The organism is Burkholderia sp. IMCC1007 (assembly GCF_027257875.1).
Taxonomy (GTDB): Bacteria; Pseudomonadota; Gammaproteobacteria; order Burkholderiales; family Burkholderiaceae; genus Burkholderia.
In genome coordinates this window covers 79,144-102,673 of record NZ_JAPVQY010000002.1, presented here as the reverse complement: position 1 = coordinate 102,673, position 23,530 = coordinate 79,144, and the positions used below count along the sequence as shown (strand labels likewise).

22 protein-coding genes are annotated in these 23,530 nt (G+C 64.7%); 16 read left to right on the top strand and 6 right to left on the bottom strand.

Annotated features, from left to right (window positions below):
* Positions 1-266: 266 nt before the first annotated feature.
* The gene (gene hpaR / locus O1Q03_RS03000; RefSeq protein WP_269501735.1) at positions 267-668 is read right to left on the bottom strand and encodes a homoprotocatechuate degradation operon regulator HpaR; all 402 of its coding nucleotides are present in this window, start codon (positions 666-668) and stop codon (positions 267-269) included.
* A gap of 173 nt (positions 669-841) precedes the next feature.
* Between hpaR and O1Q03_RS02995 the strand changes: the two genes are divergently transcribed.
* From O1Q03_RS02995 to O1Q03_RS02960, 8 genes are all read left to right on the top strand, one after another.
* Positions 842-1,609 carry a fumarylacetoacetate hydrolase family protein gene (locus O1Q03_RS02995; protein ID WP_269501734.1) on the top strand — a complete coding sequence of 256 codons (768 nt, stop codon included), beginning with the start codon at positions 842-844 and terminating at the stop codon, positions 1,607-1,609.
* Positions 1,606-2,364, top strand: a complete 759-nt coding sequence (locus O1Q03_RS02990; protein WP_269501626.1) for a fumarylacetoacetate hydrolase family protein — start codon at positions 1,606-1,608, stop codon at positions 2,362-2,364. Before O1Q03_RS02995 ends, O1Q03_RS02990 begins: the two co-directional genes overlap by 4 nt.
* A gap of 16 nt (positions 2,365-2,380) precedes the next feature.
* The gene (hpaE, locus tag O1Q03_RS02985; RefSeq protein WP_269501625.1) at positions 2,381-3,838 is read left to right on the top strand and encodes a 5-carboxymethyl-2-hydroxymuconate semialdehyde dehydrogenase; all 1,458 of its coding nucleotides are present in this window, start codon (positions 2,381-2,383) and stop codon (positions 3,836-3,838) included.
* 56 nt (positions 3,839-3,894) lie between these two features.
* A complete protein-coding gene (hpaD, locus tag O1Q03_RS02980) occupies positions 3,895-4,758 on the top strand; it encodes a 3,4-dihydroxyphenylacetate 2,3-dioxygenase (RefSeq protein ID WP_269501624.1) in 864 nt (287 codons plus the stop codon).
* A gap of 16 nt (positions 4,759-4,774) precedes the next feature.
* Positions 4,775-5,176, top strand: a complete 402-nt coding sequence (locus O1Q03_RS02975) for a 5-carboxymethyl-2-hydroxymuconate Delta-isomerase (protein ID WP_269501623.1) — start codon at positions 4,775-4,777, stop codon at positions 5,174-5,176.
* A 20-nt stretch (positions 5,177-5,196) separates the two neighbouring features.
* Positions 5,197-6,000: a 2-oxo-hept-4-ene-1,7-dioate hydratase gene (gene hpaH, locus O1Q03_RS02970; protein ID WP_269501622.1), complete on the top strand. Its 804-nt coding sequence runs from the start codon at positions 5,197-5,199 to the stop codon at positions 5,998-6,000.
* Between the two features lie 9 nt (positions 6,001-6,009).
* Positions 6,010-6,816 carry a 4-hydroxy-2-oxoheptanedioate aldolase gene (hpaI, locus tag O1Q03_RS02965; RefSeq protein WP_269501621.1) on the top strand — a complete coding sequence of 269 codons (807 nt, stop codon included), beginning with the start codon at positions 6,010-6,012 and terminating at the stop codon, positions 6,814-6,816.
* Positions 6,817-6,899: 83 nt separating this feature from the next.
* A complete protein-coding gene (locus O1Q03_RS02960) occupies positions 6,900-7,898 on the top strand; it encodes a LacI family DNA-binding transcriptional regulator (protein WP_269501733.1) in 999 nt (332 codons plus the stop codon).
* A 330-nt stretch (positions 7,899-8,228) separates the two neighbouring features.
* On the opposite strand, the gene O1Q03_RS02955 is transcribed toward O1Q03_RS02960, so the two are convergent.
* Entirely contained in the window at positions 8,229-8,753 is a 525-nt protein-coding gene (locus tag O1Q03_RS02955; protein ID WP_269501620.1) for a hypothetical protein, read from the bottom strand.
* A 121-nt stretch (positions 8,754-8,874) separates the two neighbouring features.
* Between O1Q03_RS02955 and O1Q03_RS02950 the strand changes: the two genes are divergently transcribed.
* From O1Q03_RS02950 to O1Q03_RS02935, 4 genes are all read left to right on the top strand, one after another.
* Complete coding sequence (locus O1Q03_RS02950; RefSeq protein WP_269501619.1) at positions 8,875-10,887, top strand: beta-glucosidase family protein; 2,013 nt, start codon at positions 8,875-8,877, stop codon at positions 10,885-10,887.
* A gap of 21 nt (positions 10,888-10,908) precedes the next feature.
* Positions 10,909-12,885, top strand: a complete 1,977-nt coding sequence (locus tag O1Q03_RS02945) for a glycosyl hydrolase family 79 C-terminal domain-containing protein (protein ID WP_269501617.1) — start codon at positions 10,909-10,911, stop codon at positions 12,883-12,885.
* Between the two features lie 183 nt (positions 12,886-13,068).
* A complete protein-coding gene (locus O1Q03_RS02940; RefSeq protein ID WP_269501615.1) occupies positions 13,069-13,602 on the top strand; it encodes a 2,4'-dihydroxyacetophenone dioxygenase family protein in 534 nt (177 codons plus the stop codon).
* A 62-nt stretch (positions 13,603-13,664) separates the two neighbouring features.
* A complete protein-coding gene (locus tag O1Q03_RS02935; protein ID WP_269501614.1) occupies positions 13,665-14,561 on the top strand; it encodes a LysR family transcriptional regulator in 897 nt (298 codons plus the stop codon).
* Positions 14,562-14,609: 48 nt separating this feature from the next.
* On the opposite strand, the gene O1Q03_RS02930 is transcribed toward O1Q03_RS02935, so the two are convergent.
* A complete protein-coding gene (locus O1Q03_RS02930) occupies positions 14,610-15,869 on the bottom strand; it encodes an aspartate aminotransferase family protein (RefSeq protein WP_269501613.1) in 1,260 nt (419 codons plus the stop codon).
* A gap of 459 nt (positions 15,870-16,328) precedes the next feature.
* Here O1Q03_RS02930 and O1Q03_RS02925 point away from each other — a divergent pair, with 459 nt between their 5' ends.
* Both O1Q03_RS02925 and O1Q03_RS02920 read left to right on the top strand, forming a co-directional pair.
* Positions 16,329-17,732 (top strand): amino acid permease, encoded by a 1,404-nt coding sequence (locus tag O1Q03_RS02925; protein ID WP_269501611.1) that lies wholly within the window; start codon positions 16,329-16,331, stop codon positions 17,730-17,732.
* 120 nt (positions 17,733-17,852) lie between these two features.
* Positions 17,853-18,401 carry a cupin domain-containing protein gene (locus tag O1Q03_RS02920; protein WP_269501610.1) on the top strand — a complete coding sequence of 183 codons (549 nt, stop codon included), beginning with the start codon at positions 17,853-17,855 and terminating at the stop codon, positions 18,399-18,401.
* 160 nt (positions 18,402-18,561) lie between these two features.
* On the opposite strand, the gene O1Q03_RS02915 is transcribed toward O1Q03_RS02920, so the two are convergent.
* The 3 genes from O1Q03_RS02915 to O1Q03_RS02905 form a co-directional block, all read right to left on the bottom strand.
* Positions 18,562-20,001, bottom strand: a complete 1,440-nt coding sequence (locus O1Q03_RS02915) for an MFS transporter (protein WP_269501609.1) — start codon at positions 19,999-20,001, stop codon at positions 18,562-18,564.
* Between the two features lie 148 nt (positions 20,002-20,149).
* Entirely contained in the window at positions 20,150-21,301 is a 1,152-nt protein-coding gene (locus O1Q03_RS02910; RefSeq protein WP_269501608.1) for a CaiB/BaiF CoA transferase family protein, read from the bottom strand.
* 7 nt (positions 21,302-21,308) lie between these two features.
* Complete coding sequence (locus O1Q03_RS02905; RefSeq protein WP_269501607.1) at positions 21,309-22,277, bottom strand: hydroxymethylglutaryl-CoA lyase; 969 nt, start codon at positions 22,275-22,277, stop codon at positions 21,309-21,311.
* Positions 22,278-22,416: 139 nt separating this feature from the next.
* On the opposite strand from O1Q03_RS02905, the gene O1Q03_RS02900 reads away from it, so the two are divergent.
* Complete coding sequence (locus O1Q03_RS02900; RefSeq protein WP_269501606.1) at positions 22,417-23,340, top strand: LysR family transcriptional regulator; 924 nt, start codon at positions 22,417-22,419, stop codon at positions 23,338-23,340.
* A complete protein-coding gene (locus O1Q03_RS02895; RefSeq protein ID WP_269501605.1) occupies positions 23,327-23,509 on the top strand; it encodes a hypothetical protein in 183 nt (60 codons plus the stop codon). The genes O1Q03_RS02900 and O1Q03_RS02895 overlap by 14 nt, the downstream gene beginning before the upstream one ends.
* The last annotated feature ends 21 nt before the right edge of the window (positions 23,510-23,530 follow it).

Sequence of the window (23,530 nt, the reverse complement as noted above, 5' to 3'; positions counted from 1 at the left end):
ACAGGGACCGATGGCCGGCCGGGGTGGGCTGGGGGCGGCTTCGATGCAGGGTCGGCCCGCAACGCACAGCCAGTGCGTTGCGGGCCGATGTACGTCAGGCTGTTACCACAGCGGGCGGCGTGCTTCAGCGCCCTTCGATCGAAAGCCCGTTCAAGTCGCGATGCGGCGTTGCAGCCGCCATTCGCCCGGTTCGATGAGCCGACGAGCCTGCGGCCTGTCCGTCGGGCTTACCCCGGTCGGTCTCTCGACAGCAGGCAGGCAAGAAATCAATCCTCTTCCAGCCCCGCGAGCAGATCGTCGACGGCCTTGTAGACCCGCGCCACGACATCCTTGCCGACCTCTCGCTCCAGGTCGGCGTATCGCTCTTCCAGATCCTTCGTCAGTGCGCGAACCAGCTCCATGCTCGTCGGCGTCAGGGAAACCAGGATTCGGCGCTGATCCTCCGCGAACCGCTCCTTCGTAATCAGTTCCAGCGCCTCCATCCGCGCCAGCACGCCCACCATGCTCGGGCTCGAGATCGTACAGAGATCCGAAAGCTGCCGCGGCTCCATCGGCCCGTGCTCGTGCACCGCGCGGATGATCCGCCATTGCTGCTCGGTGAGCCCGTGTGCGTTCAGGAGCGGCCGGAAGCGCTCCATGATCTTCTCCCGCGCGCGCAGAAGCATCATCGGAAGATTGCGATGAGGGGCGTCGTGCTTGTCTTTGACATCCATACCGTTGATTGCGCTTCAGCTTCGTTGCAGCCGGGAATTCCGTCGGCCTGCATGTTCTCTCTTGACGCCCGATGATATCAGGCGAAATAATACTCACATGTTAGTGAACTGGCGAGGAACGAACCGTGATGTTTGCACCTGTCGACCATGTGCTTCGCCTGGAGGCAGAGCCGCTTGCGCGTGATGTCGATGCGCGCACGGCGGCGTCGCTCCTGTCCGGCGGCGCCAGATGCCGGCCGCCTGTCGAGGGCACCGTCTATGGCACGTTGCTGAACGACCGTGCGGCGCTCGACGCGCTGGGCGACGCGGTCAACGCCGCGCCCTACAAGGCACCGCCCAAAGCCCCCGTGTTGTACATCAAGCCGCGGAACACGCTGGCGGGGCACGGCGCGAAGGTCGTCGTGCCGGGCGGCACGGGCGGCGTTCAGATCGGCGGCTCGCTCGGGATCGTGATCGGGCGGACCGCCTCGCACGTGAGCGTTGCCGATGCGCTCGGATATGTGGCCGGATACACGATCGTGGCCGACCTGTGCGTGCCGCATGAAAGCGTGTATCGCCCGTCGGTCCGGTTCCGCGCGCGGGACGGCTTCTGCGTGATGGGGCCGACCGTCGTCGCGCGTCGCCTGGTCGCGGACCCGGACGCGCTGCCGATCTCGGTGAGCATCGCCGGCAAGGAGCCGTTCAACGCCAATACGGCGACGTCGATCCGGCATGTGGCGCAATTGATCGCCGACGTCACCGACTTCATGACGCTCACAGCCGGCGACGTGCTCACGCTGGGCGTCCCGCACGGTGCGCCCGTGGCCCAGGCCGGCGACGTCGTGACGGTATCGATCGGCGGATGGCCGGCCCTCACGTTTTCGATGACGAGCGAAGCAGCAGGAGGCAAACAATGATGCGGGGCCGTGTTGCATATTCGGGCGCCATTCACGAGGCTTACCCGCACGAAGCGGGCGTCCGGCTCGCCGACGGGCGCGTGTGTCGCGAGAGCGAGGTCGTGTGGCTCGCGCCCATCGAGCCGGGGACCATCTTCGCGCTGGGATTGAACTACGCGGAGCACGCGAAGGAGCTGCAGTTCTCGAAGCAGGACGAACCGCTCGTGTTTCTGAAGGGGCCGGGGTCCGTCATCGGCCACCGTGGGGTGACGCGCCGTCCTTCCGACGTGACGTTCATGCACTACGAGTGCGAACTGGCCGTCGTGATCGGCAAGCCGGCCAGGGAGGTCAGGCGCGAAGACGCGATGCAATACGTCGCGGGTTACATGATCGCGAACGACTACGCGATCCGCGACTATCTCGAGAACTACTACCGCCCGAACCTGCGCGTGAAGAACCGCGACGGCGGCACCGTGCTGGGCCCGTGGTTCGTCGATGCGGAAGACGTTGCCGATGTCACGAACCTCGAACTGCGCACGTTCGTGAACGGCAAGCTCGAGCAGAAGGGCAATACGCGGGATCTCGTGACCGACATCCCCGCGCTCGTCGAGTATCTGAGCGGCTTCATGTCGCTCGCGCCCGGCGACATCATCCTGACGGGCACGCCGGAAGGGATCGTCGATGTCAAAGCAGGCGACGAAATCGTGTGCGAAATCGACGGCCTCGGCCGTCTCGTCAACGTGATTGCCTCTGACGCGGAATTTGGCCGCAACTGACTGATTAGGATTACCAATGCGAATCGACCATCTGATCAACGGGAAGTCTGCGGCCGGCAGCAGCTACTTCGAGACCGTCAACCCGGCCACGCAGGAAGTGCTCGCCGAAGTCGCGAGCGGCACCGAGCAGGACGTCGATGCCGCGGTGCGCGCGGCGAAGGATGCGTTCCCCGGCTGGGCCGGCACGCCGGCCACCGAGCGCGCCAAGGTGTTGCGCAAGCTGGGCGAGCTGATCACGAAGCACGTGCCGGAACTGGCCAACACCGAGACGCGCGACACCGGCCAGACGATCTCGCAAACAGCCAAGCAGCTCGTGCCGCGCGCCGCGGACAACTTCACGTATTTCGCGGAAATGTGCACGCGCGTCGACGGGCACACCTATCCGACCGGTACGCACCTGAACTACACGCTGTTCCATCCGGTCGGCGTCTGCGCACTGATCTCGCCGTGGAACGTGCCGTTCATGACGGCGACCTGGAAAGTCGCGCCGTGTCTCGCGTTCGGCAACACGGCGGTGCTGAAGATGAGCGAGCTGTCGCCGCTCACCGCATCGATGCTGGGCGATCTCGCGCTTGAAGCGGGCATTCCCGCAGGCGTGCTGAACGTCGTGCACGGCTACGGGAAGGAAACCGGCGAGCCGCTCGTCGCGCATCGCGACGTGCATGCGATTTCGTTTACGGGCTCTACCGCGACGGGCAACCGCATCGTGCAGGCCGCGGGCCTGAAGAAGTTCTCGATGGAGCTCGGCGGCAAATCGCCGTTCGTGATCTTCGAGGATGCCGACTTCGAACGCGCACTGGATGCCGCGGTGTTCATGATTTTCTCGAACAACGGCGAGCGTTGCACGGCCGGTTCGCGCATTCTCGTGCAGAAGTCGATCTACGCGAAGTTCGCCGAGCGCTTCATCGAGCGCGCGAAGCGGCTGACCGTGGGCGACCCGCTCGGCGAGCGCACCATCGTCGGTCCGATGATCAGCCAGGGGCACCTCGCGAAAGTCCGCAGCTACATCGAATTCGGCGCGAAGGAAGGCGCGACGCTCGCGTGCGGCGGCCTCGATGCGCCGGCGCTGCCGGACGCGATGAAGAACGGCAACTTCGTCACGCCGACCGTGTTCGTCGACGTCGACAACCGCATGCGCATCGCGCAGGAAGAGATCTTCGGCCCGGTGGCCTGCCTGATTCCGTTCGACGACGAGGCGGACGCGATCCGCCTCTCGAACGACATCGCGTATGGTCTGTCGAGCTACGTGTGGACCGAGAACACCGGCCGTGCGCACCGCGTGGCGGCTTCGATCGAAGCCGGCATGTGCTTCGTGAACAGCCAGAACGTTCGCGACCTGCGTCAGCCGTTCGGCGGGACGAAGGCGTCCGGTGTCGGCCGCGAAGGCGGCACGTGGAGCTACGAAGTGTTCCTGGAGCCGAAGAACGTCTGCGTGTCGCTCGGTTCGCATCACATTCCGCGCTGGGGCGCGTAAGCAGATGCACCGGCTTCGTCCGCGAACTGCGCCATCAGGAGACAAGGAGACACAAATTGGGAAAGCTCGCCCTCGCCGCGAAAGTCACGCACGTGCCGTCGCTGTATTTGTCGGAGCTCGACGGCCCGCACAAGGGCTGTCGCCAGGCCGCAATCGACGGCCATCATGAAATCGGTCGGCGCTGCCGCGAACTCGGCGTCGACACGATCGTCGTGTTCGACGTCCACTGGCTCGTCAACAGCGAATACCACATCAACTGTGCGCCGAAGTTCGAAGGCATCTACACGAGCAACGAACTGCCGCACTTCATCAACAACATGCGCTATGCGTACCCGGGCAACACCGCGCTCGGGAAGGCGATCGCCGACGTGGCGAACGAGATGGGCGTGAAGACGCGTGCGCACAGCGAAACGTCGCTGGAGCTCGAATACGGCACGCTGGTTCCGATGCGATACATGAATTCGGACCAGCACTTCAAGACCGTGTCGATTTCCGGATGGTGCATGTGGCACGACCTGCCGACGAGTGCCCGTTTCGGCCTGGCCGTGCGCAACGCAATCGAGGAGCGCTACGACGGCACCGTCGCCATTCTCGCCAGCGGCTCGCTCAGCCATCGCTTTGCGAGCAACGGCACGGCCGAGCAGTTCATGCACAAGGTGTGGGATCCGTTCCTCGAGCAAACCGACCGGCACGTGGTGTCGCTGTGGGAAAAGGGCGACTGGAAAACGTTCTGCGGGATGCTGCCGCTCTACAACGAAAAGTGCTGGGGCGAGGGCGGCATGCACGACACGGCGATGCTGCTCGGCGCGCTCGGCTGGGATCGCTACGAAGGCAAGGCCGAGGTGGTGACCCCGTACTTCGGCAGCTCGGGCACCGGCCAGATCAACGCGATCCTGCCGGTCACGCCGTTGCCCGTCTGATCATTGGGAGCAGCAGATGCCACATCTCACACTCGAATACAGCAACAACCTGGCCGACGCGGACAGCATCGCGCTGCTGTGCCGCAAGCTCGCGCGCAGCCTCGACGCGCAGCGCGAGGACGATCAACGGGTGTTCCCGCTGGGCGGAATCCGCGTTCGCGCGCTGCGCTGCGACGAATTCTGCATTGCCGACGGCCGGATCGATGGCGCCGCGTTCCTGCACGGGAACCTGAAGATCGCCGCCGGACGTTCGGAGGCTGCGAAGCAGGCAGCCGGCGATGCACTGTTCGACATCATCAAGCAGCACTTCGCCGAGGCGTTCGACCGGCAGGGGCTTGCGTTGTCGCTGGAGATCAACGAGTTCGGCGAAGCCGGCACCTGGAAGCACAACAATCTGCATGCGCGGCTGAAGGCCTGAGCGCGAAGGGCACGTTCATCATGCTGGACCAAACGACAATCCGCGAACTCGCGGCGAAGCTCGACCACGCGGAAAAGACGCGCACGCAGTTGCGCCACTTCTCCGCGGCCTACCCTGAGATGACGATCGAGGACGGCTACGCGATCCAGCGCGAGTGGGTGAAGATCAAGCTCGACGCCGGGCACGTGATCAAGGGCCGCAAGATCGGCCTGACGTCGCGCGCGATGCAGCGTTCGTCCCAGATCACCGAGCCGGATTACGCACCGCTGCTCGACAGCATGTTCATCGAAAGCGGCCAGGATATTCCGGCGGATCGATTCATCGCGCCGCGCGTCGAGGTCGAACTCGCGTTCATTCTCAGCAAACCGCTGAAGGGGCCGAACGTGACGCTGTTCGACGTGCTGGACGCGACTGCCTATGTAACGCCTGCAGTCGAGATCATCGACGCGCGTATCGAGCAGTTCGATCGCGAGACCCACGCGCCGCGCAAGGTGTTCGACACGATCTCCGACTTTGCGGCCAATGCCGGGATCGTGCTGGGCGGCCGGCCGGTGCGTCCCATGGACGTCGACCTTCGGTGGGTCGGGGCGTTGCTGTACAGGAACGGCGCCGTGGAGGAGAGCGGGCTTGCGGCGGCGGTGCTCAATCACCCTGCAACGGGCGTCGCGTGGCTCGCGAACAAGATCGCACCGTACGACGAGAGCCTGAACGCAGGCGACGTGATTCTCAGCGGCTCGTTCACGAGCCCGATTCCGGCGCGAGCGGGCGACACGTTCCACGTCGACTACGGTCCGCTTGGCGGTATCGCGTTCAAGTTCGTATAAGGAGCAGGCATGGACCGAATCAAGAACGCATTCAAGCACGCGCTGGCCGAAGGCCGGCCGCAGTTCGGCCTGTGGGCCGCGCTTGCGGATCCGTACGTGGTCGAGTTGCTGGCCACGGCCGGCTTCGACTGGCTGCTGATCGACAACGAGCACGCGCCCAACGACGTGCGCAGTACGCTCGCGCAATTGCAGGCGATGTCCGCGTACCCGACGCATCCGATCGTGCGCCCGGTCAGGAGCGATACGGCGCTGATCAAGCAGTTCCTCGATATCGGCGCGCAGACGTTGCTGCTGCCGATGATCGACACCGTCGAGCAGGCGCGTGAAGCCGTCGCGGCGACGCGCTATCCGCCCCACGGCGTGCGTGGCGTCGGCAGTGCACTTGCGCGGGCATCGCGTTGGAACAGGGTGCCGGACTATCTGGCTCGCGCCAGCGACGAGCTGTGCGTGCTGGTGCAGGTCGAAACCGTCACGGGGCTCGCCAACCTCGATGCGATCGCGAACGTCGACGGCGTCGATGGCGTGTTCTTCGGCCCGGCGGATCTGAGCGCTTCGATGGGTTTCCTCGGCAAGCCGGGCGAAGAATCGGTGCGCGCGGCCATTCGCGACGGCATCCGCGCGGTGCGCGACGCGGGGAAGGCGGCGGGCGTGCTCGCGCCGGACCGCGCGTTTGCAAGCGAGTATCTGGACGCCGGCGCGACCTTCGTTGCGGTCGGCACGGATACGGGATTGTTGAGTGGCGCGGCTGGACAGCTTGCTGCGAGCTATACAGGCGAACGTGCATCGCGACCGAGTGGGGAACGCGGCGGGTACTGAAGTCGGGATCCCGAGCGAGGAATCTTCTGGTCGTGTCGTCGGTTCTGCGACAATTGCCGAATTCCAGAACCCGCTCTCCCTTTATGAAAAACGCGACCCCGACGATCCGCGATGTGGCGACGGCAGCCGGCGTATCCGTCGCGACGGTATCGAAATACGTCAACGGGACCAAGCGCTTCTCGCCGGACGTGGAGTCCCGCCTGAAAACGACGATCGAAAAGCTCGGTTATCAGACCAGTCCGCTTGCGCGGTCGATGATTACGGGGCGCACGCGCACGATCGGCCTCGCGGTTCTGGATATCAGCAACCCGCACTTCGCGAGTGTCGTGAAGGGGGCCAATCGCGTTGCACTCGCACACGATTACACGTTGCTGCTCGTCGATACCGAAGAGGATCCGGCTCGCGAGCGTCTGCTGATCGAGGCGCTCGCACAGCGCGTCGACGGGTTGATCATCAGTTCGCGTCTCTCCGAGCAGGACGCCGGCTGGATGCTGGACCTGAAGAAGCCGGTCGTGATGTTGCGTCATCTCGATGAGCTGGCGATTCCGACGGTCGGCATCGACAACCGTCTGGCGACCTATATGCTGGCCCGGCATCTTCTCGACCTCGGGCATCGGAAAATCGCTTACCTCGGGTTCGGGCAGGCATCGATTGATTCCGAGCGCGTGCGTGGCGCGAGCGAATGCCTGGCGGAGGCGGGGCTGACGCTCGATGTGTACGACGCGCACGCACCGACGTCCGTGGCCGGTGAGCAGGCCTGCTCGCGGATTCTGTTGGGCCCGCGGCGCCCGCAGGCGGTGATCTGCTACAACGACCTGATTGCGCTGGGCTTCATGAAAGGCGCGAAGGCGCTGGGGTTTCAACTGCCGCGAGACCTCGCCGTGACGGGCATCGACAACGCACCCTATGGCGAATATTCGGAGCCCGCTTTGACGACGGTGGACACGCAGAGCGAAAAGATGGGGGAGCTGGCGACGCGGAAGGTGTTCGAAGCGCTGTCCGGCCAGCGCGAGGCGGTGCGCCTGATGCTCGAACCGCGCCTCGTCGTACGAGACTCGACGTCCAACCGCCCGTTGCCCTGACCGCTGCGGGCGCGTCGTGCCGGTCCGGCGCGGCGCGCGTGCGGCGGGCGGGCACGCGAATGGCGGCCATCGGATCGCAGCCATCGGATCGTGGCGGATAAACGATTACCCATTCCCACTGTAGTGGGAATCGCGCATCGGTACGATCGATCAATTCCTAGCGTTAACACGAACTAGCCAAAGAAAGGTCGCCCATCTACTCTTGGATAAACGTTTTCCCAATCGGCCGGCAAGCCAAGAGCGAAGCACGGACCCGATAGTCAGCAAGGGGTGGGGCCCCAAGGGCGGCACGTCACGCGACGTCGTCGCAATTGGCTTGCGGTTCGTGCGTTACCGGACGCGTCGCGCCGGCAAGATGTCTTCGCTCCTCGAAGCGCTTTCACTGATTCGTTTCGGCGACGTCAAACAACCTCGGCGTTGCTTGACGGCGGACGCGCGCGCCCATCCGTAGCCGTTGGGGAATGCCGGTCCGGCGTCGAAGCGACGACATGAATAAGCACTGCAAAATATTAACAAGAACGGGCGTGCGAAATCGTCCATCGAGCAAAAGGAGCGGGACATGGGAACTTCGATCAAAAGATCAGGCGTTTGTCTGGCGGCCGGATTGACCGTGCTGTTGAGCGGCTGTGGCGGAAGCAGCGATAGCAGCCCGACTGCATCGTCTCCAACGCCATCCGGCAACGTATCGCCGTGGATGGATGCGTCGTTGAAGCCGGAGCAGCGCGCCGCGTTGCTGGTGGCGGCGATGGCATTGCCCGACAAGGAGGAGCAGTTGGTCGGCGGCCCCGGCGTGGTTGCCGAGCTGCCGCAGTGCTTTGGCGCGCGCCATATCCCCGGGATTTCGAAATACCACATTCCCACGCTTCGCGTCACCAATGGGCCGGTCGGGATTGGACAGAACGATTGCGTTCCTGCGGGATCCGCGTCGAGCGGGGCCGCGGCGCTGACGAGCGCCGAATCGGCGAAGGCGACCGCGTTGCCATCGGCAATTGCGGTGGCGGCATCGTTCGATCACGCTGTCGCGACGCAGTTCGGCGACGTGATCGGCAAGGAAGGGGCCAACCTCGCGCTTCACGTGTTCGAAGCGCCGGGCATGAACCTCGCGCGTTTGCCGGTCGGCGGCCGAAACTTCGAGTACATGGGCGAGGATCCGTATCTCACCGGCACGATGGGTGTTGCCGAAATCCAGGCGGTCCAGTCGCACGGGATGATCGCGATGGCGAAGCATCTCGTGGCCAACGAGCAGGAAACGAACCGCATGACCATCTCGGAGAACATCGACGACCGGACGTTGCACGAGCTCTACATGCTGCCGTTCGAAATGGCGGTCAAGGACGGGCAGGTCGGCGCGGTCATGTGCTCGTACAACTCCGTCAACGGCTTCTCGATGTGCGAGAACAAGCACATCCTGACCGACGTGCTGCGCGGGCAATGGGGTTTCAACGGCTACGTGCAGTCGGACTTCTTCGCCGCGCACAGCACGGCGGGAACGATGCTCGCCGGGCTGGACAACGAAATGCCGGGCGTGATCATCCCTGGTGTTGCGACTTGGTGGACGCCGGACAAGCTGAATGCCGCGCTCGCCTCGGGCGCCATCAAGACGTCGGATATCGATACGGCGCTGGCTCGCCGATATACGCAGATGTTCAAGGCCGGCATCTTCGATCGTCCGCTCGTCCAGACGCCCATCGATACCGTTGCCGACGGTGCCGCGGCGAAGGCGATCGGCGAGCAGTCCGCGGTGCTTTTGCAGAACGATGGAGCGCTGCCGCTGAGCAAGGGGGTGCAGAGTGTCGTGATTGTCGGCAAGGCGTCCCAGGTGTATGCGCAACAAGCGGTTGCGGGAGGCAGCAGCGTAGGCAACCCGATGGGTTCCGGCGGCGGGAGTTCGGACGTCGTGGCGCTCTATACCGTTTCGCCGCTGCAAGGGATGCGCGATGTGCTGCAGAGTCTCGGCAATACGACGGCGAAGGTCCATCTGGTTCTCGTCGACGATACCAACACCAACGCGACGATTGACGGCGCCGCTTCGACGTTTGCGGCTGCGCAGACCTTGATGGGCAGCGCCGACGCCGTCGTGGTGATGGCCGGCTCGATTTCCGAAGAGGGCGCGGATCAGACGACGTTCAGCGACGCGTGGGGCCTGAGTCTCGACGCCGGAAAATATCTCGACACGCTGGACTGGTACGGGCCGAAGGCCAGCTCGCTGACGACGACCAGCACGGTCAAGAGCAGCAATACGCTTGCGATGGTCCAGAGCGTCGTTGCCGCGAACAGCAAGACCGTGCTCGTGCTCAAGGACAGCGCGGTCGAGGCCATCGATCCGACGCTGCTCAAGGGAGGTGCATCCGCGCCGGCCGCCATACTCGAAGCGTGGTTCCCGGGGCAGGAGGATGGGCACATCGTCGCTGACCTGCTGTTCGGCGTGACGAATCCGTCCGGCAAATTGCCGGTGACGTTCCCGCAGGTCGGCCAGGGGTTCATGGATTCGATCAGCGCGGCGCAGTACCCGGGCGTCTCGGTCAACGGGGTGCCGACGGTGACGTACACCGAAGGGCTCGACATGGGCTATCGCTGGTACGACGCAATGAGCAAGAGCCCGGCCTTCGAATTCGGGTTCGGGCTTTCCTATACGACGTTCAAGATCCAGAACGCAGCGGTTTCGTCGGGAAGCAACGGTACGTACAACGTCACCGCGTCTGTCGCGAATACGGGGAAGGTTGCCGGCGCGGAAGTCGTGCAGGTCTACGTCGGCTTGCCGTCGTCGTCGGGCGAGCCGCCGAAGCGCCTGGTCGGGTTCCGGAAGGTGGCCTTGAATCCGGGCGCGTCGCAGTCCGTGACGATCAACATCGATCCGGGTGCGAACAATCATCCGCTGAGCACTTGGGACAAAGATGCGCAGCGGTGGTCGCCCGCCAGCGGGACGACAACCGTGTACGTCGGCAATTCGTCGCGCAGCTTGAGCACTGCCGGAACCATCGCGCAATAGCGCTTGCCCGGGCATCGGCGGGTGCGGTTTGAAAAAACGCGCCGGCCGGTGCGCTGTGCTCATCTTGGAGCCGTCGTTGCAGTCCATTCGATTCGTAGACCACGTTCGACGAGACGGCGGCGGCGCACTACCTTTATTCGCCATTCAAGGACGGTTATCTTGAGGAAAACGAAAATAAATCCGTTTCAAGCGACATCGATTGCGGGATCCTGGCAAGCTCGCGCGCGTCGGTCCTGGTTCGTGCCGGTGCTGGGTACGCTGTCGATTGTGGGCTGCGGCGGTGGCGTGGGCAGCGGCGACATCGCGCCGGCGATTCAGCGATTTTCGGCGAGTTCGCCGACGATAACGGCCGGGCAAACGACCACGTTGTCGTGGCAAGCCGACGGCGCGAAATCGGTCTCGCTGAGCGGTGTAACCGCGACGCCGGCTGCATCGGTCGTCGTGTCGCCGTCGGAGACGACGACCTATCGCCTTACCGCAAGCAATGGCCCGGACGCATCCACGGCGAGGGATGTCACCGTCACGGTCGTGCCGTCCGCGACGGTCGGAACCGTGGAGGTGAATCCCGCCGAACCGGGCAGGGCGATTCCCGCTGGCTTCCTCGGGTTTTCACACGAATGGGGCCAGGCGCAACTGCTGATGGGGGCGCCGGATAATCCCAATCAGATCTACCGACAGTTGATCGCGAATCTCGAAGCGTACGGCGGCGGCCCCGTTTCGTTGCGGGTCGGCGGCAGTTCGACGGACAGCACCGGCCAGCCCGACGCAGGCACGGTTGCGCCGTTCGCGCAGATGGTTGAGGACGCCAAGCGCATGCCGTCCGGTGTGTCGTTCATCCTGGGCGTGAACTTCAAGGCGGGCGACGTGGCGCTGGCGACGAATCAGGCGACGGCGTACCTCAACGCGATGCCGGGCGGATCGGTGCAGGCGATCGAAATCGGCAACGAGCCAGATCTTTACCAGAACACGACCTATCCGTTCTCGACGTTTTTGACGGACTTCCAGACCTTCGGAAACAGCATCCGCACAGCGAATCCCGGAACGCTGCTCATGGGGCCCTCTATCGCGCGCTTTCCCAATACGCAATTGTCCAAACGCCTGCCGCCGCGAACCGATTTCGCGACCACGGATCAGTTGAACGCCTTCATTCAACGGGATGCACCGTCGCTTGCGCTGGTCAGCTGGCATGCCTATGTCACGGCCGGTACCAATGCGGGAAATACCGTTCCCTCGGGCTTCTTGCTTCAGCCGACGTCGTCGACGCTCAAGCCGTCGCTGGTCGCGCCGTACGTGCCGCTCGCCACGGCCGCGGGAAAACCGTTTCGAATGGCGGAGATGAATTCGCTGTCGTCGTCGGGCCAGGACGGCGTGAGCAATGCGTTCGAAGCCGCGCTTTGGGCGGCCGATACGATGTTCGAGTTTGCGAGCGTCGGCATCTCGGGCGTCAACTTCCACAGCAACAACTGGAACAGCTTCAACCAGTGGGACGCTTACGCAGCTTTCCATTTCGACGTGCCCCAGTCGCAGTATGTCGCGTCGAAGGCGATCGCCCCGCCGGCCGGTACGCAGTTCGCGCCGCAGTATTCGCTCCGTGAGGTTCAGTCGCTGTACTACGGCATGCTGCTCTTCGCGCAAGCGACGGCGCATCAGGCAAACCTGCTGCCGGTCACCATAAAGACGACGGCGAACCTGAAGGCGTGGGCGACGCTCGATCCGACGACCCACGCCGTCAATGTGCTCGTGCTGAACAAGGATCAATCGGCGTCCGGCGTGGTGAAGCTCGCGATCGCCGGGTATGGCACCGGTGTCGTTACCCGGATGATGGCGCCGTCGTTCAGTTCGAAGACGGGCATTACGCTCGGCGGCCAGACATTCGACGGGAGCCAGGACGGCAAGCCGGTCGGCATCGCATATGGGGAAACCGTGAACGCCGAGGGCGGGACATTTACGGTCGCGAGCGGTGCAGCAAGCGCGTTCCTGCTGACGCTGTCGAAATAGGGCGTACGGCCCGGGCTGTGCCGGCCGGGCGATCTCACTGTTCCATCCCGGCATACCCCCTTTGCCGGCGCGCTGCTGCCGTGCAACGCAGCGCGTGTGTAGCATCCTGAATCAAGCCGTGCGGAGCGATCTCCGGGTCGACCGCCGGCATTCAGATCGTTCCCACACGGAGTCATAGTCCTCATGTCCGCGCAAAAGCCCGACGAACTCGCCATCCCCTACGCGTTGCCCCAGGTTCCCTACATGTCGCCCGACCTCGTGCACCTGAACGTGCTCGACAAATGGCTCGAGAACGACGCGTTGTGGGTGCCGGTGACGCAGAGCGTTTCATTCAAGCCGTTGCTGCTGTCGACGAGCGGCGGCTACTACGTCAACCTGCTGCGCGTGCGCAAGGCCGGCGTGCTGTCGCGTCACCGCCATACGGGCGCGGTGCATGCGATCGTGCTGAAGGGACGCTGGCAGTATCTGGAACACGACTGGATCGCGGAAGAAGGTTCGTATGCGCACGAGCCCGCCGGCGAGACGCACACGCTGGTGGTGCCCGAGGGCGTGTCGGAGATGATCACGTGGTTCCACGTGACGGGCGGCTACACGTACGTCGATCCGCATGGCGTCGCGGTCGGCTACGAGGACGTCTTCACGAAGCTCGAAGCCGCGCGCAAGCACTACAAGACGCTCGGCCTGCCGGACAACTACATCGAGCAGTTCATCCGCTGATCCGCAACGAGGCGGGCGCGCCCGCCTCGAATTTATCGCGCGCGTCGTGTAGTGTGGCGGCTATGGACCTCTACACGCAAATCCAGATCTTCGTCTGGGCGATCGACAGCGGCAACTTCTCCGCCGCGGCCCGCGATCATGATCTGGCGCCGTCGACCGTCAGCAAGGCGATCGGGCAACTCGAACGGCGCCTCAACGTGCGGCTGTTCTATCGCGGCCCGCACGCGCACCGGCTGACCGAAGAAGGTCGCTCGTATGAACCCACCGCGCGCGACCTGATTCGCGCGATGACGGCCGCGGAATCCGTGGGAGAGGCGCTTCCGCAACAGGTCACCGGCGTGCTGCGCGTCCACACGATGGCGACCTTCGCGAAGCACCAGATCCTGCCGAGGCTGCCGGAATTTCTCGCGCGGTATCCGGACCTGGCTGTGGAAGTGCAGGTCGGCGCGCAGTATGTCGACCCGATCGAACAGGGCGTCGACATCGCGATCCACAGCGGCGTGCTGCCCGACTCGTCCCACATCGCGCACCGGATCGGCGAGGCCGAATGGATCGTGTGCGCGTCGCCACGCTATATCGAGCAGTTCGGCGCGCCCCGCGTGCCGGCCGACCTTCTCGATCACCGTTGCTTCAATTTCGCGTTCGCGAGCCCGTGGAACAGCTGGTCGTTTCGTCAGGCTAACGAAGTCGTGACCGTGCCGGTGAAGTGTCGTGCATCGTTCACGCAGGGCGACATGCTGCGCGATCTCGCGCTGGCTGGCGAGGGGATCGTGCGGCTCGCGAATTTCCATATCGGCGCGGATCTGTCTCGCGGCGCGCTGGTGCCGCTGCTGGCCGATTATCAGCTGCCGCTGCGCGAGCCGATCTATATGATCCACGCAGACAGGAAACATCCTGGCCCGCGCATCAAGGCATTTCTCGAGTTCTTCGGCGAAGCGTTCGCCGGCGACGCGTGGTGAATTCGAAGCGTCGCCGGGCCGGGCGCTGAGCCCGGCCCAGATGACGCATCACACGACAGCGGCTTCGGCGCGCTTCGCTGCCTTCATCCGTACAGCGGCGGCGGTGAAGATCGATTTCATTTCCGCTATCACGTCGGGCGTGTGATCGAACGATACGTACAGTCGACCGAACGGAGACGGCATCACCAGCAGCCCGAGCTCGCGCAGCGTCAGATGCAGTTCGGTCGAAAACGCCTTCGATGCCGCACGCAATGCTTCGCGATAGGTCGTCGGAGCCTGGGCGCTCGGCCAGATCGTGAATACCGTCCCGTAGCCGCTCGTCGACGCGACGATCCCCTGCTCGGCGAACGTGCGGACGATATGCGCGCGCAGATCATCGCCTGCGGCGGTCAGCGCCGCGTAGTCCGATGCATCGAGTGCGTCGAGCGTGCTGATCAGCGCCGCGCACGCCATCGGGTTGCCCGAGAATGTGCCGCCACGGAGCACACGCCCCTGTTCGAACCCTTCGAGCACTTCCGGACGTCCGATCACCGCCGACACCGGCACACCCGAGCCGATGGCCTTGCCGACGGTCGCGAGGTCCGGACGCAGGCCCTGTCGCTGGCTGCTCAGCCCGGCATGCAGACGAAAGCCCATCAGCACTTCGTCCGCGATGATCAGCGCGCCGTGCCTGCGCGCGGTCTGTTCGACGTGTTCCAGATAGCCGGGCGCCGCCATCAGGCAGCCCGCGTTGGCGAGCATCGGCTCCATCACGATGGCCGCGATGTCGTCGTGCTCGGCGAACAGCCGCTCGACGTCGTCGAAGTCATTGAAGCGAAGCAGCGTCATCCGATTGGTGGACGGGCGCGCGCCGTCCGCGAAATCGGCATCGGCGCTGGTCACGTTGCCGAGCGTGATTTCGTCGAGCCAGCCGTCGAACCCGGCCGCCATCTTCGCGATCTTGCTGCGCCCGGTGAACGCGCGCGCCGCGCGACAGGCCAGATGCACTGCTTCGCTACCCGAATTATTGAATATCACCTTGCTCAGTTCGCCGGTGTGGCGGGCCAGCGCGCGGGCAGCCGCATGCTCGCGCACATGTGCCCACGATGGCGCCGGCGCATCGTTCAATGCATCGATCACGCTCGCGGCGACGGCGGTGTGCGCATGACCGAGCAGCACGGCACCGAAACCCAATGCCGTATCGATGTACCGCTTGCCATGGTCGTCCCATAGACAGGCACCTTTTCCGCGGGCGATGAACAGCGCTTCGCCATTGAGATCGGGCAGGATTCGCGCGGCGCTGGATACGTCGCCGACCAGGTTCTTCATATGTGCTCCGTTGATGAAAGTGACGCCACGCCGTGCGTGAAAGCGGCGTGCGAATCGGACCGCTCCGGTCCGGTGTGCGAGTAAAAAATCGCGCAGGGAAGAGGGCACGGCGGAATTGCAATGACTCGGAGACTAGCGAGGGAAATGGACGGCAGCAAGGACGGCGCGAAAGGCTGGATAGTTTATTGAACAACGCGATCGGGCAGGGAAGACCCCTAAATTGCCCGTTTCCGGTGCAAGCGAACGTCGCCCCGCGTGCCGCAGGAGCGCGATATGCATGTCGCGGCCAAGAAAATCGGTGCGCCATGCGCGGAATTTCGGCGCACGCGGGACCAACCGAGTGAGATTCGGCGCCGCGTTGTTCACAATAGTTTCACGAGTGCGCACGTGGGGTTCCAAAGCGGAAAACGTCGGTAGACACTCCGCTCCAATTCAACGCACACGAGATAACTGCCCCATATGGAAAACACTTCGAAACCCGCCTCGGGACAATTGGGCCGCGGCCTGAAGCCCCGTCAGGTGACCATGATCTCGATCGGCGGCGTGATCGGCGCCGGGCTCTTCGTCGGCTCGTCGTCCGCGATCGCGCTGGCCGGCCCTGCCGTGATCATCGCCTACGTCGCCGCCGCGCTGATCGTCGTGCTCGTCATGCAGATGCTCGGCGAAATGGCCTGTGCGAACCCGGAAACGGGCTCGTTCTCCGCGTATGCGGACCGCGCGCTCGGCCGCTGGGCCGGCTTCTCGATCGGATGGCTGTACTGGTGGTTCTACGTGCTGGTCGTCAGCATCGAGGCGATCGTTGCCGGCAACATTCTGGGTTCGTGGCTCGGCTTGCCCGGCTGGATCACGGCGTTTGCGATCACGGTCGCGCTCGTGTCCGCGAACTGCATGAGCGTCAACAATTTCGGCGAGCTCGAATACGTGCTGTCGATCATCAAGGTCGCGTCGATCGTTCTGTTCATCATTCTCGGCACGCTCGCGATCTTCGGCCTGCTGCCGTTCTCATCGACGCACGGCTGGTCGAACCTCCTCGGGCATGGCGGATTCTTTCCCAAGGGATACGTCGCCGTGGTCGCGGCACTGCTGACGGCGATGTTCAGCTTTCAGGGCACCGAAGTCGTGACCATCGCGGCCGCCGAATCCGCGGAACCGCGACGCAACATCAAGAAGGCGATCCGTGCGGTGATTTGGCGCCTGTCGCTGTTCTACATCGGCTCGATGCTGGTCGTGATCTGCCTCGTTCCATGGAATGCGCCCGGCCTGTCGAAGGGCTCGTACCAGGCCGTGCTGAGCGCGATGAATATCCCCGGTGCGCCGCAGATCATGAGCGTGGTGGTTCTGGTTGCTGTCGTCAGCTGCCTCAATTCCGCGATCTACACGGCTTCGCGCATGGTGTATTCGCTGTCGACGCGCGCAGACGCACCGGCGTTTCTCGCGAAAACGACTGCGAACGGCGTGCCTCGCTACGCGATCTTCTGCACGGCCGTCGTCGCGCTTGCCGCACTCGCCGCGAACTACGTGCTTCCGAAAGCGGCGTTCGACTTTCTGCTCGCGACGAGCGGTGCAATCGCGTTGCTGATGTACCTCGTGATCGCAGTGACGCAGCTGTTCATGCGGCGCGATTTGCTTGCACAGGGCAAGCCGCTCGAGGTGAAGATGTGGTTGTTCCCGCATCTGACGATCCTGACGATCGTCTTCATTCTCGGCGTGTTCGTCACGATGGCGATCTTCCCGGGCTTTCGCAGTGAACTTGCGTCGACGGCCGTGCTGACCGCCATTCTCGTCGCGACCGGGCTGTATCTGCAGCGACGCGACAAATCGTCTGCCGCGCTTCGTGGCAACACGGCGGACGCGGTTCGCTGATCGCAGTGCGCGGCACGGCGCAGTCGTAGTAACGCCGTGTCGTGCCCCGGTTGCGGAGGCCGCGCGTTGCGCACCGTGCGCGCGAACGTAGAATAGCGCGCTGACGACAGGAGAGCCGACATGCCGCAACTTGGACCGCATCTGAAGCAATTGCGCAACCGCAGAAAACTCACGGTGCGGGAACTGGCGGCCCGCTCCGGTGTGTCTCACGCGACGATATCGCTGATCGAGCGCGACAAGACCAGCCCGACCGTCGACACTCTGTCGGCGATGCTCGACGCGCTCGGCACGACGCTGGTCGGTTTTTTCGATGGCCTTCAGACTTCGCTGCCGTATTCGCCGTTCTATTCGGCGGCCGACTTCGTGGAGATCGGCGACACCGATTCGATTTCCTACCGGATGCTCGGCGTGAATCATCCGAACCGCGCGATCCTCCTGCTCAGGGAAACCTACAAGCCGGGCGCCGACACCGGCGAAGCGTTCTCGCATCGGGCGCAGGAAGCCGGGGTCATCATGCGCGGCGAAGTCGAGGTGACCGTCGGCGCCGAGACCAAAGTGCTGCGAACCGGAGACGGCTACTACTTCGACAGCCAGCAGCCGCATCGGTTTCGCAATGTCGGCGATTCCGACGCCGAGATCATCAGTGCGGTGACGCCGCCGAGTTACTGACGCGATTGAACTGCGCTGTGTTCGTGCGAAGGCGTCGGCACTCGCTGACACCCGGTGCCGACATCGGTCTTCTGCGCGCACGCAGAAACCTACACGGTCATCTCCGGGAAACTACGTGGCCGGGCGTACGCCGGCTGGCACGACGCGCGATCTCGGGCATTCACCGATTCAATTCCTCGAGCCGTACGCCGTTGGTTCGCGGACCAAACACGCCGATCACCACGGCCACCAGCAGCATGAAGATCGTGATTCCGGTGAAGACGCCCGGCACGCCGAAGTCCTTCAGCAGCGCCGCGATGATGAAGCCCGACATCATCGCGCCGATGCGGCTGGCCGAATACACGATCCCGCTCGCACGGGAACGCACCGCGGTCGGGAACAGCTCGCACTGGTAGGCATGAAACGATACGGAAATCGTCTGGCCCGCCAGGCTGATCAGCACGCCGAGAAGGATGAGCGGCACCACCGCCTTCACTTGTCCGAACACCAGCCCGCAGACGATCACGGCCAGTGCGCCGCCGACGATCAGCTGCTTGCGCTGGATCCTGTCCGCATAGAGCATCGCGAGCAACGGTCCGGCCGGCATCGCGAACGCGATGATGAACGCGTACAGCAGGCTCTTCGTGACGGTGATTCCCTGGCCGATCAACAGCGTCGGCACCCAGCTCGTGAACCCGTAGTAGCCGATCGCCTGGCAGAAGTTGAACGCGACGAGCATCAGCAGGCGCGAGCGGTAGGGCGCGCGCCAGAGCGCCGCGAAGGCTGCGCGCGGGACGTCGGGTTGCGCGATCGCGTCGACGGGCGGCGGCAGCGGCGCGCCCGACTGGCGCTCGACGATCGCTTCCATCCGGCTCACGATCCGCTCGCTGTTCTCGACGTCGCCGTGTGCGGCGAGCCACCGCGGGCTTTCGGGCACCGCGCGGCGGATGAACCACACGATCACGGCGCCGACCGAACCGGCGAGCACCACGACGCGCCAGCCATCGAGCCCGAACGCCGTTTGCGGCACGAGCCACCATGAAAGAATCGCGGCAACCGGCGCGGCCGTGAACATCACCACCTGGTTGAACGCGATCGCACGGCCGCGCATCTGTTGCGGGACCAGCTCCGTCACGTAGGTGTCGATCGTGACGATCTCCAGGCCAACGCCGATCCCGGTGATGAAGCGCCACAGCAGCACGCCGTCCGGCGTCGTCTGGAACGCCATGATGGCCGAGCCGATCGAGTACCACAGCAGCGAGAACGTGAAGACGGCGCGGCGTCCGTAGCGGTCCGGCATCCAGCCGCATCCGAACGTGCCGACGAACAGCCCCGCGAAGGTCGCCGCGATGAAGGCGGCGATGCCGGTAAAACCGAAGAACGCCTGCGTGGTGGTCTGAAGCAGCCCGCTCTTCGTCATGCCCGGCGCGATATAGCCGGTGAAGATCAGGTCGTAGACTTCGAAGAACCCGCCAAGCGAGATCAGCAGCACGAGCATCCACAGATGCCGTGTGGCGGGAAGCCGGTCCATGCGCGCGGAGATGTCCGCGCCGCGGTGGGTGCCGGCGCGAGCGTCGGGCGTATCGAGCGCGGAGCGGCTCGCGGTGATGGTCTGCTGCATGTCTGTCTCCTGACATTTCGTATCGACGGCATTTTTTATGGATGTGCGTGCCGCTGCAAAGATGGTGTGGCGCACGTCGTGCGCGTGCGCGCTCTGCCTGCTCGCTACGGCCAGCGCGACCGTGCGTGCGGGACGGCCGGCGCGACGCTCATGCGATCGCTCGCCGTTTCAGCCGCGACAGCACCTCCTGCGTGTGCTCGCCGACACGTGCGAGCGCCTGGCGCACGCCGGGGCGACGTCCGCCCATCGTGATCGGCAGCAACACGACGTCGGTCGTCGTGCCGTCGTCGGTCTGCATCGGCACCAGGCCGCCGCTCGCTTTCAGGTGCGGGTCGTCGAGCAGTTGTTCCGGCCGGGCGATCGGCGCGTACGGAATGCCCGCTGCCTCGAGCTTGCGCGACAGTTCGTCCGCGCGATGCTGTTTGAGGATGGTGCCGAGCCGCGCCAGCAGCCGCGGACGCACCGCGACGCGCAGCGCGTTGGTCGCGAAATCCGGTTCGGCGGCGAGCTCGGGGCATGCCAGCACGTCGCACAGCGTGACGAACTGCTTGTCGCTCACCGCGCCGATGAAAAGCTGCTCGTCATCGGCCAGTGTGAACACGTCGTAGACGCTCCACGCCGACACGCGCGCCGGCATCGGCGGCGGCGGCTCGCCCGTCATCGCGTATTGCTGCATGTGTTGCGCGCACAGAAACACGCAGTTCTCGAAGAGCGCGCTTTGCACCTCCTGGCCCAGGCCCGTGCGATCGCGTTCGCGCAATGCGGCGAGCACGCCGATCGCGCCGAACATGCCGCCCATGATGTCGTTGACGGACGTGCCGGCGCGCAGCGGACGCCCGACCGGCCCGGTCATGTATGACAGGCCGCCCATCATCTGGACCACTTCGTCCAGCGCGAGCCGCTTGTCGTACGGTCCCGGCAGGAAACCCTTGTGCGACACGTAGATGAGCGCAGGGTAACGCGCCGACAACGTCGCATGGTCGAGCCCGAGCTTCGTCATCAGGCCGGGCCGGAAGTTCTCGATCATCACGTCGCAGGTTCCGATCAGGTCGACGGCGGCTTCCTTGCCTTCCCGCGTATTGATGTCGAGCACGACGCTCTTCTTGTTGCGATTGAACGAGCGGAAGAAGCCGATGCCGAGACCGGGCAGGTTGCGGGTCTTGTCGCCGCCCGGCGGTTCGATCTTGATCACTTCGGCGCCGAGATCGGCGAGGATCATCCCGCAGGTCGGCCCCATCACCATGTGCGTGAATTCGACGACGCGAACGCCGTCGAGAGGAAGTCGGGTGTCGTGGTTCATGGTCGTCTCAGTCGGTCGTGGCGGTCGTGGCGGTCGTTGCTGTCGTTGCGGTCGCGGCGGCGTGGGTTCGGGGCAGGCCGGCACGCCATAACGCGCCGTGCAGCGTTTCGCCGTGCAGCCAGCGCGCGACCTTCGCGCGCAGTGCCAAAAGCGCGGCGATGTCGATGCCGGTTTCGATGCCCATGTCGGCGAGCATGAACGCGAGGTCTTCGCTCGCTGCGTTGCCGCTCGCGCCCGGCGCATGCGGACAGCCGCCGATGCCGGCCAGCGTCGCGTCGAAACGCGTGACGCCCGCTTCGAGCGCCGCATACACGTTCGCGAGTGCGAGCCCGCGCGTGTCGTGGAAGTGGCCGCACCAGAAGCGAGTTCCGGCGATGTCGAGCGCGTTGCCGAACAATTCGCGGACGGCGGCCGGCCCCGCATAGCCGACCGTATCGGCAACGCTCACGCGATCCGCGCCCGCATCGAGCAACGCCTGCATGCACCGCAGCACTTCCGACTGCTCGACGCGGCCCTGCAGCGTGCACCCGAAAGCGGTGCCGATGCCGCCTTCGATCAGCGCGCGGGAGCCGGCTGCATCGCGTGCGGCACGGATGCGCGCGACCTCGGCGACGACTTCATCGGGCGTCTTGCGCAGGTTGGCGAGACTGTGGGCGCGGCTGGCCGACAGCGGCACCAGTATCAGGTCGGCACCGGCTTCAAGCGCGCGCTCGGCACCCTTCAGGTTGGGCACCAGGACCGACACGCGCAGGCCCCGCAGCGTTTTCGCGTACGACACGAGCGCCGCCGTATCGGCCAGTTGCGGCAGCAACCGGGCCGGCACGAACGAGCCGACTTCGATCTCGCGCTGTCCGGCCGCATGGGCGTCGCGGATCCACTCGAGTTTGCGTTCCGTCGGAAGAATGCGCTGGATGCTTTGCAGTCCGTCGCGCAAGCCGACTTCGCGAATGACTGCGTGCGTGGGGAACGAGGACACGTCGTTGTCTCCATTGGCTTCGCCGGTCGTGGATACGCCGGCGTTGTGCTAACTTTAGCCATTCCCGATGAACATTAAAGCGGTATTTCGGAAGCACCGAGCTTCCAAACCGGAATGTCTGAGCCCTGGAGACGGCACGATGCGCGACATGGATCTGAAGACGCTGCGATTGCTGGTCGCGGTGTGCGATCACCGCAATATTGCGCGGGCAGCGGAAGAAGCCCATATCGAACCTTCGGCGATCAGCAAGCGCATCGCGCAACTCGAAAGCGATCTCGGCGTGCCGCTGCTTACGCGCTCGCGCCGGGGCGTCGAACCGACGCCCGCGTGCAACGCGTTGCTCGAACACGCGCGCAGCATGCTGTTCACGATGGAGCGCATCGCAAGCGATATCGCCGCGTTCGGCGGCGGGCTGAAGGGGCACGTCAGTATCTGCGCGTCGGCGTCGGCGATCGCGGAGGCGCTGCTCGACGACATTTCGTCCTTCATGCGCGAGCCGGCCAACGAGAACATCCGTGTCGACGTGGAAGAGCGGCTGTCGTCCGAACTGGTGCGGCAGTTGCGCGAAGGCGCGGCGAGCGTGGGCGTGTGCTGGGACAGCGTCGACCTGCAGGGGCTGCAGCACCGGCCGTATCGACAGGACCGGCTGGCGCTCGCCGTGCATCGCGATCATCCGCTCGCGAACGAATCGTCGTTATGCTTCGAGCAGACGCTCGGCTACGAACACGTCGGCCTGTTGCCGTCGACGGCCGTTCACACGATGCTGCAGCGCGCGGCGGCGAGCGCGGGCAAGACGGTGTCGTACCGCGTGATCGTGTCGAGCTTCGATGCCGCGTTTCGGGTGGTTGCGGCCGGCCTCGGCATCAGCGTCGTGCCCGTCGAGGTTGCTCAGACCTATCGGCCGGTACTCGGCATCAAGGTGATCCCGCTCACCGATGCGTGGGCGAAGCGCCGGTTCGTCGTGTGTTTCCGGAGCTTCGATGCGCTGCAGCCGGCCGCGCAACGAATGGTCGACTATCTCGCGAGCCGGGCCGGGGATGCCGCGGGGGATGACGGCGCTTGAAAGCGCGGCACCGCGCGCGTTGCGGGCCGTGACTCGCTTCGCTGCACGCTCCGGGCAGGATGCCGCATCACGCGATCGCGATCCGTTGCGTGACGACGAACGCAATGGACGCTTTTCGACCGCAGGATTTGCGATCGTCGCGCCATCGATTCCGCCACTCACCACCTGAATTTCCGCGCACGGCGGCGCA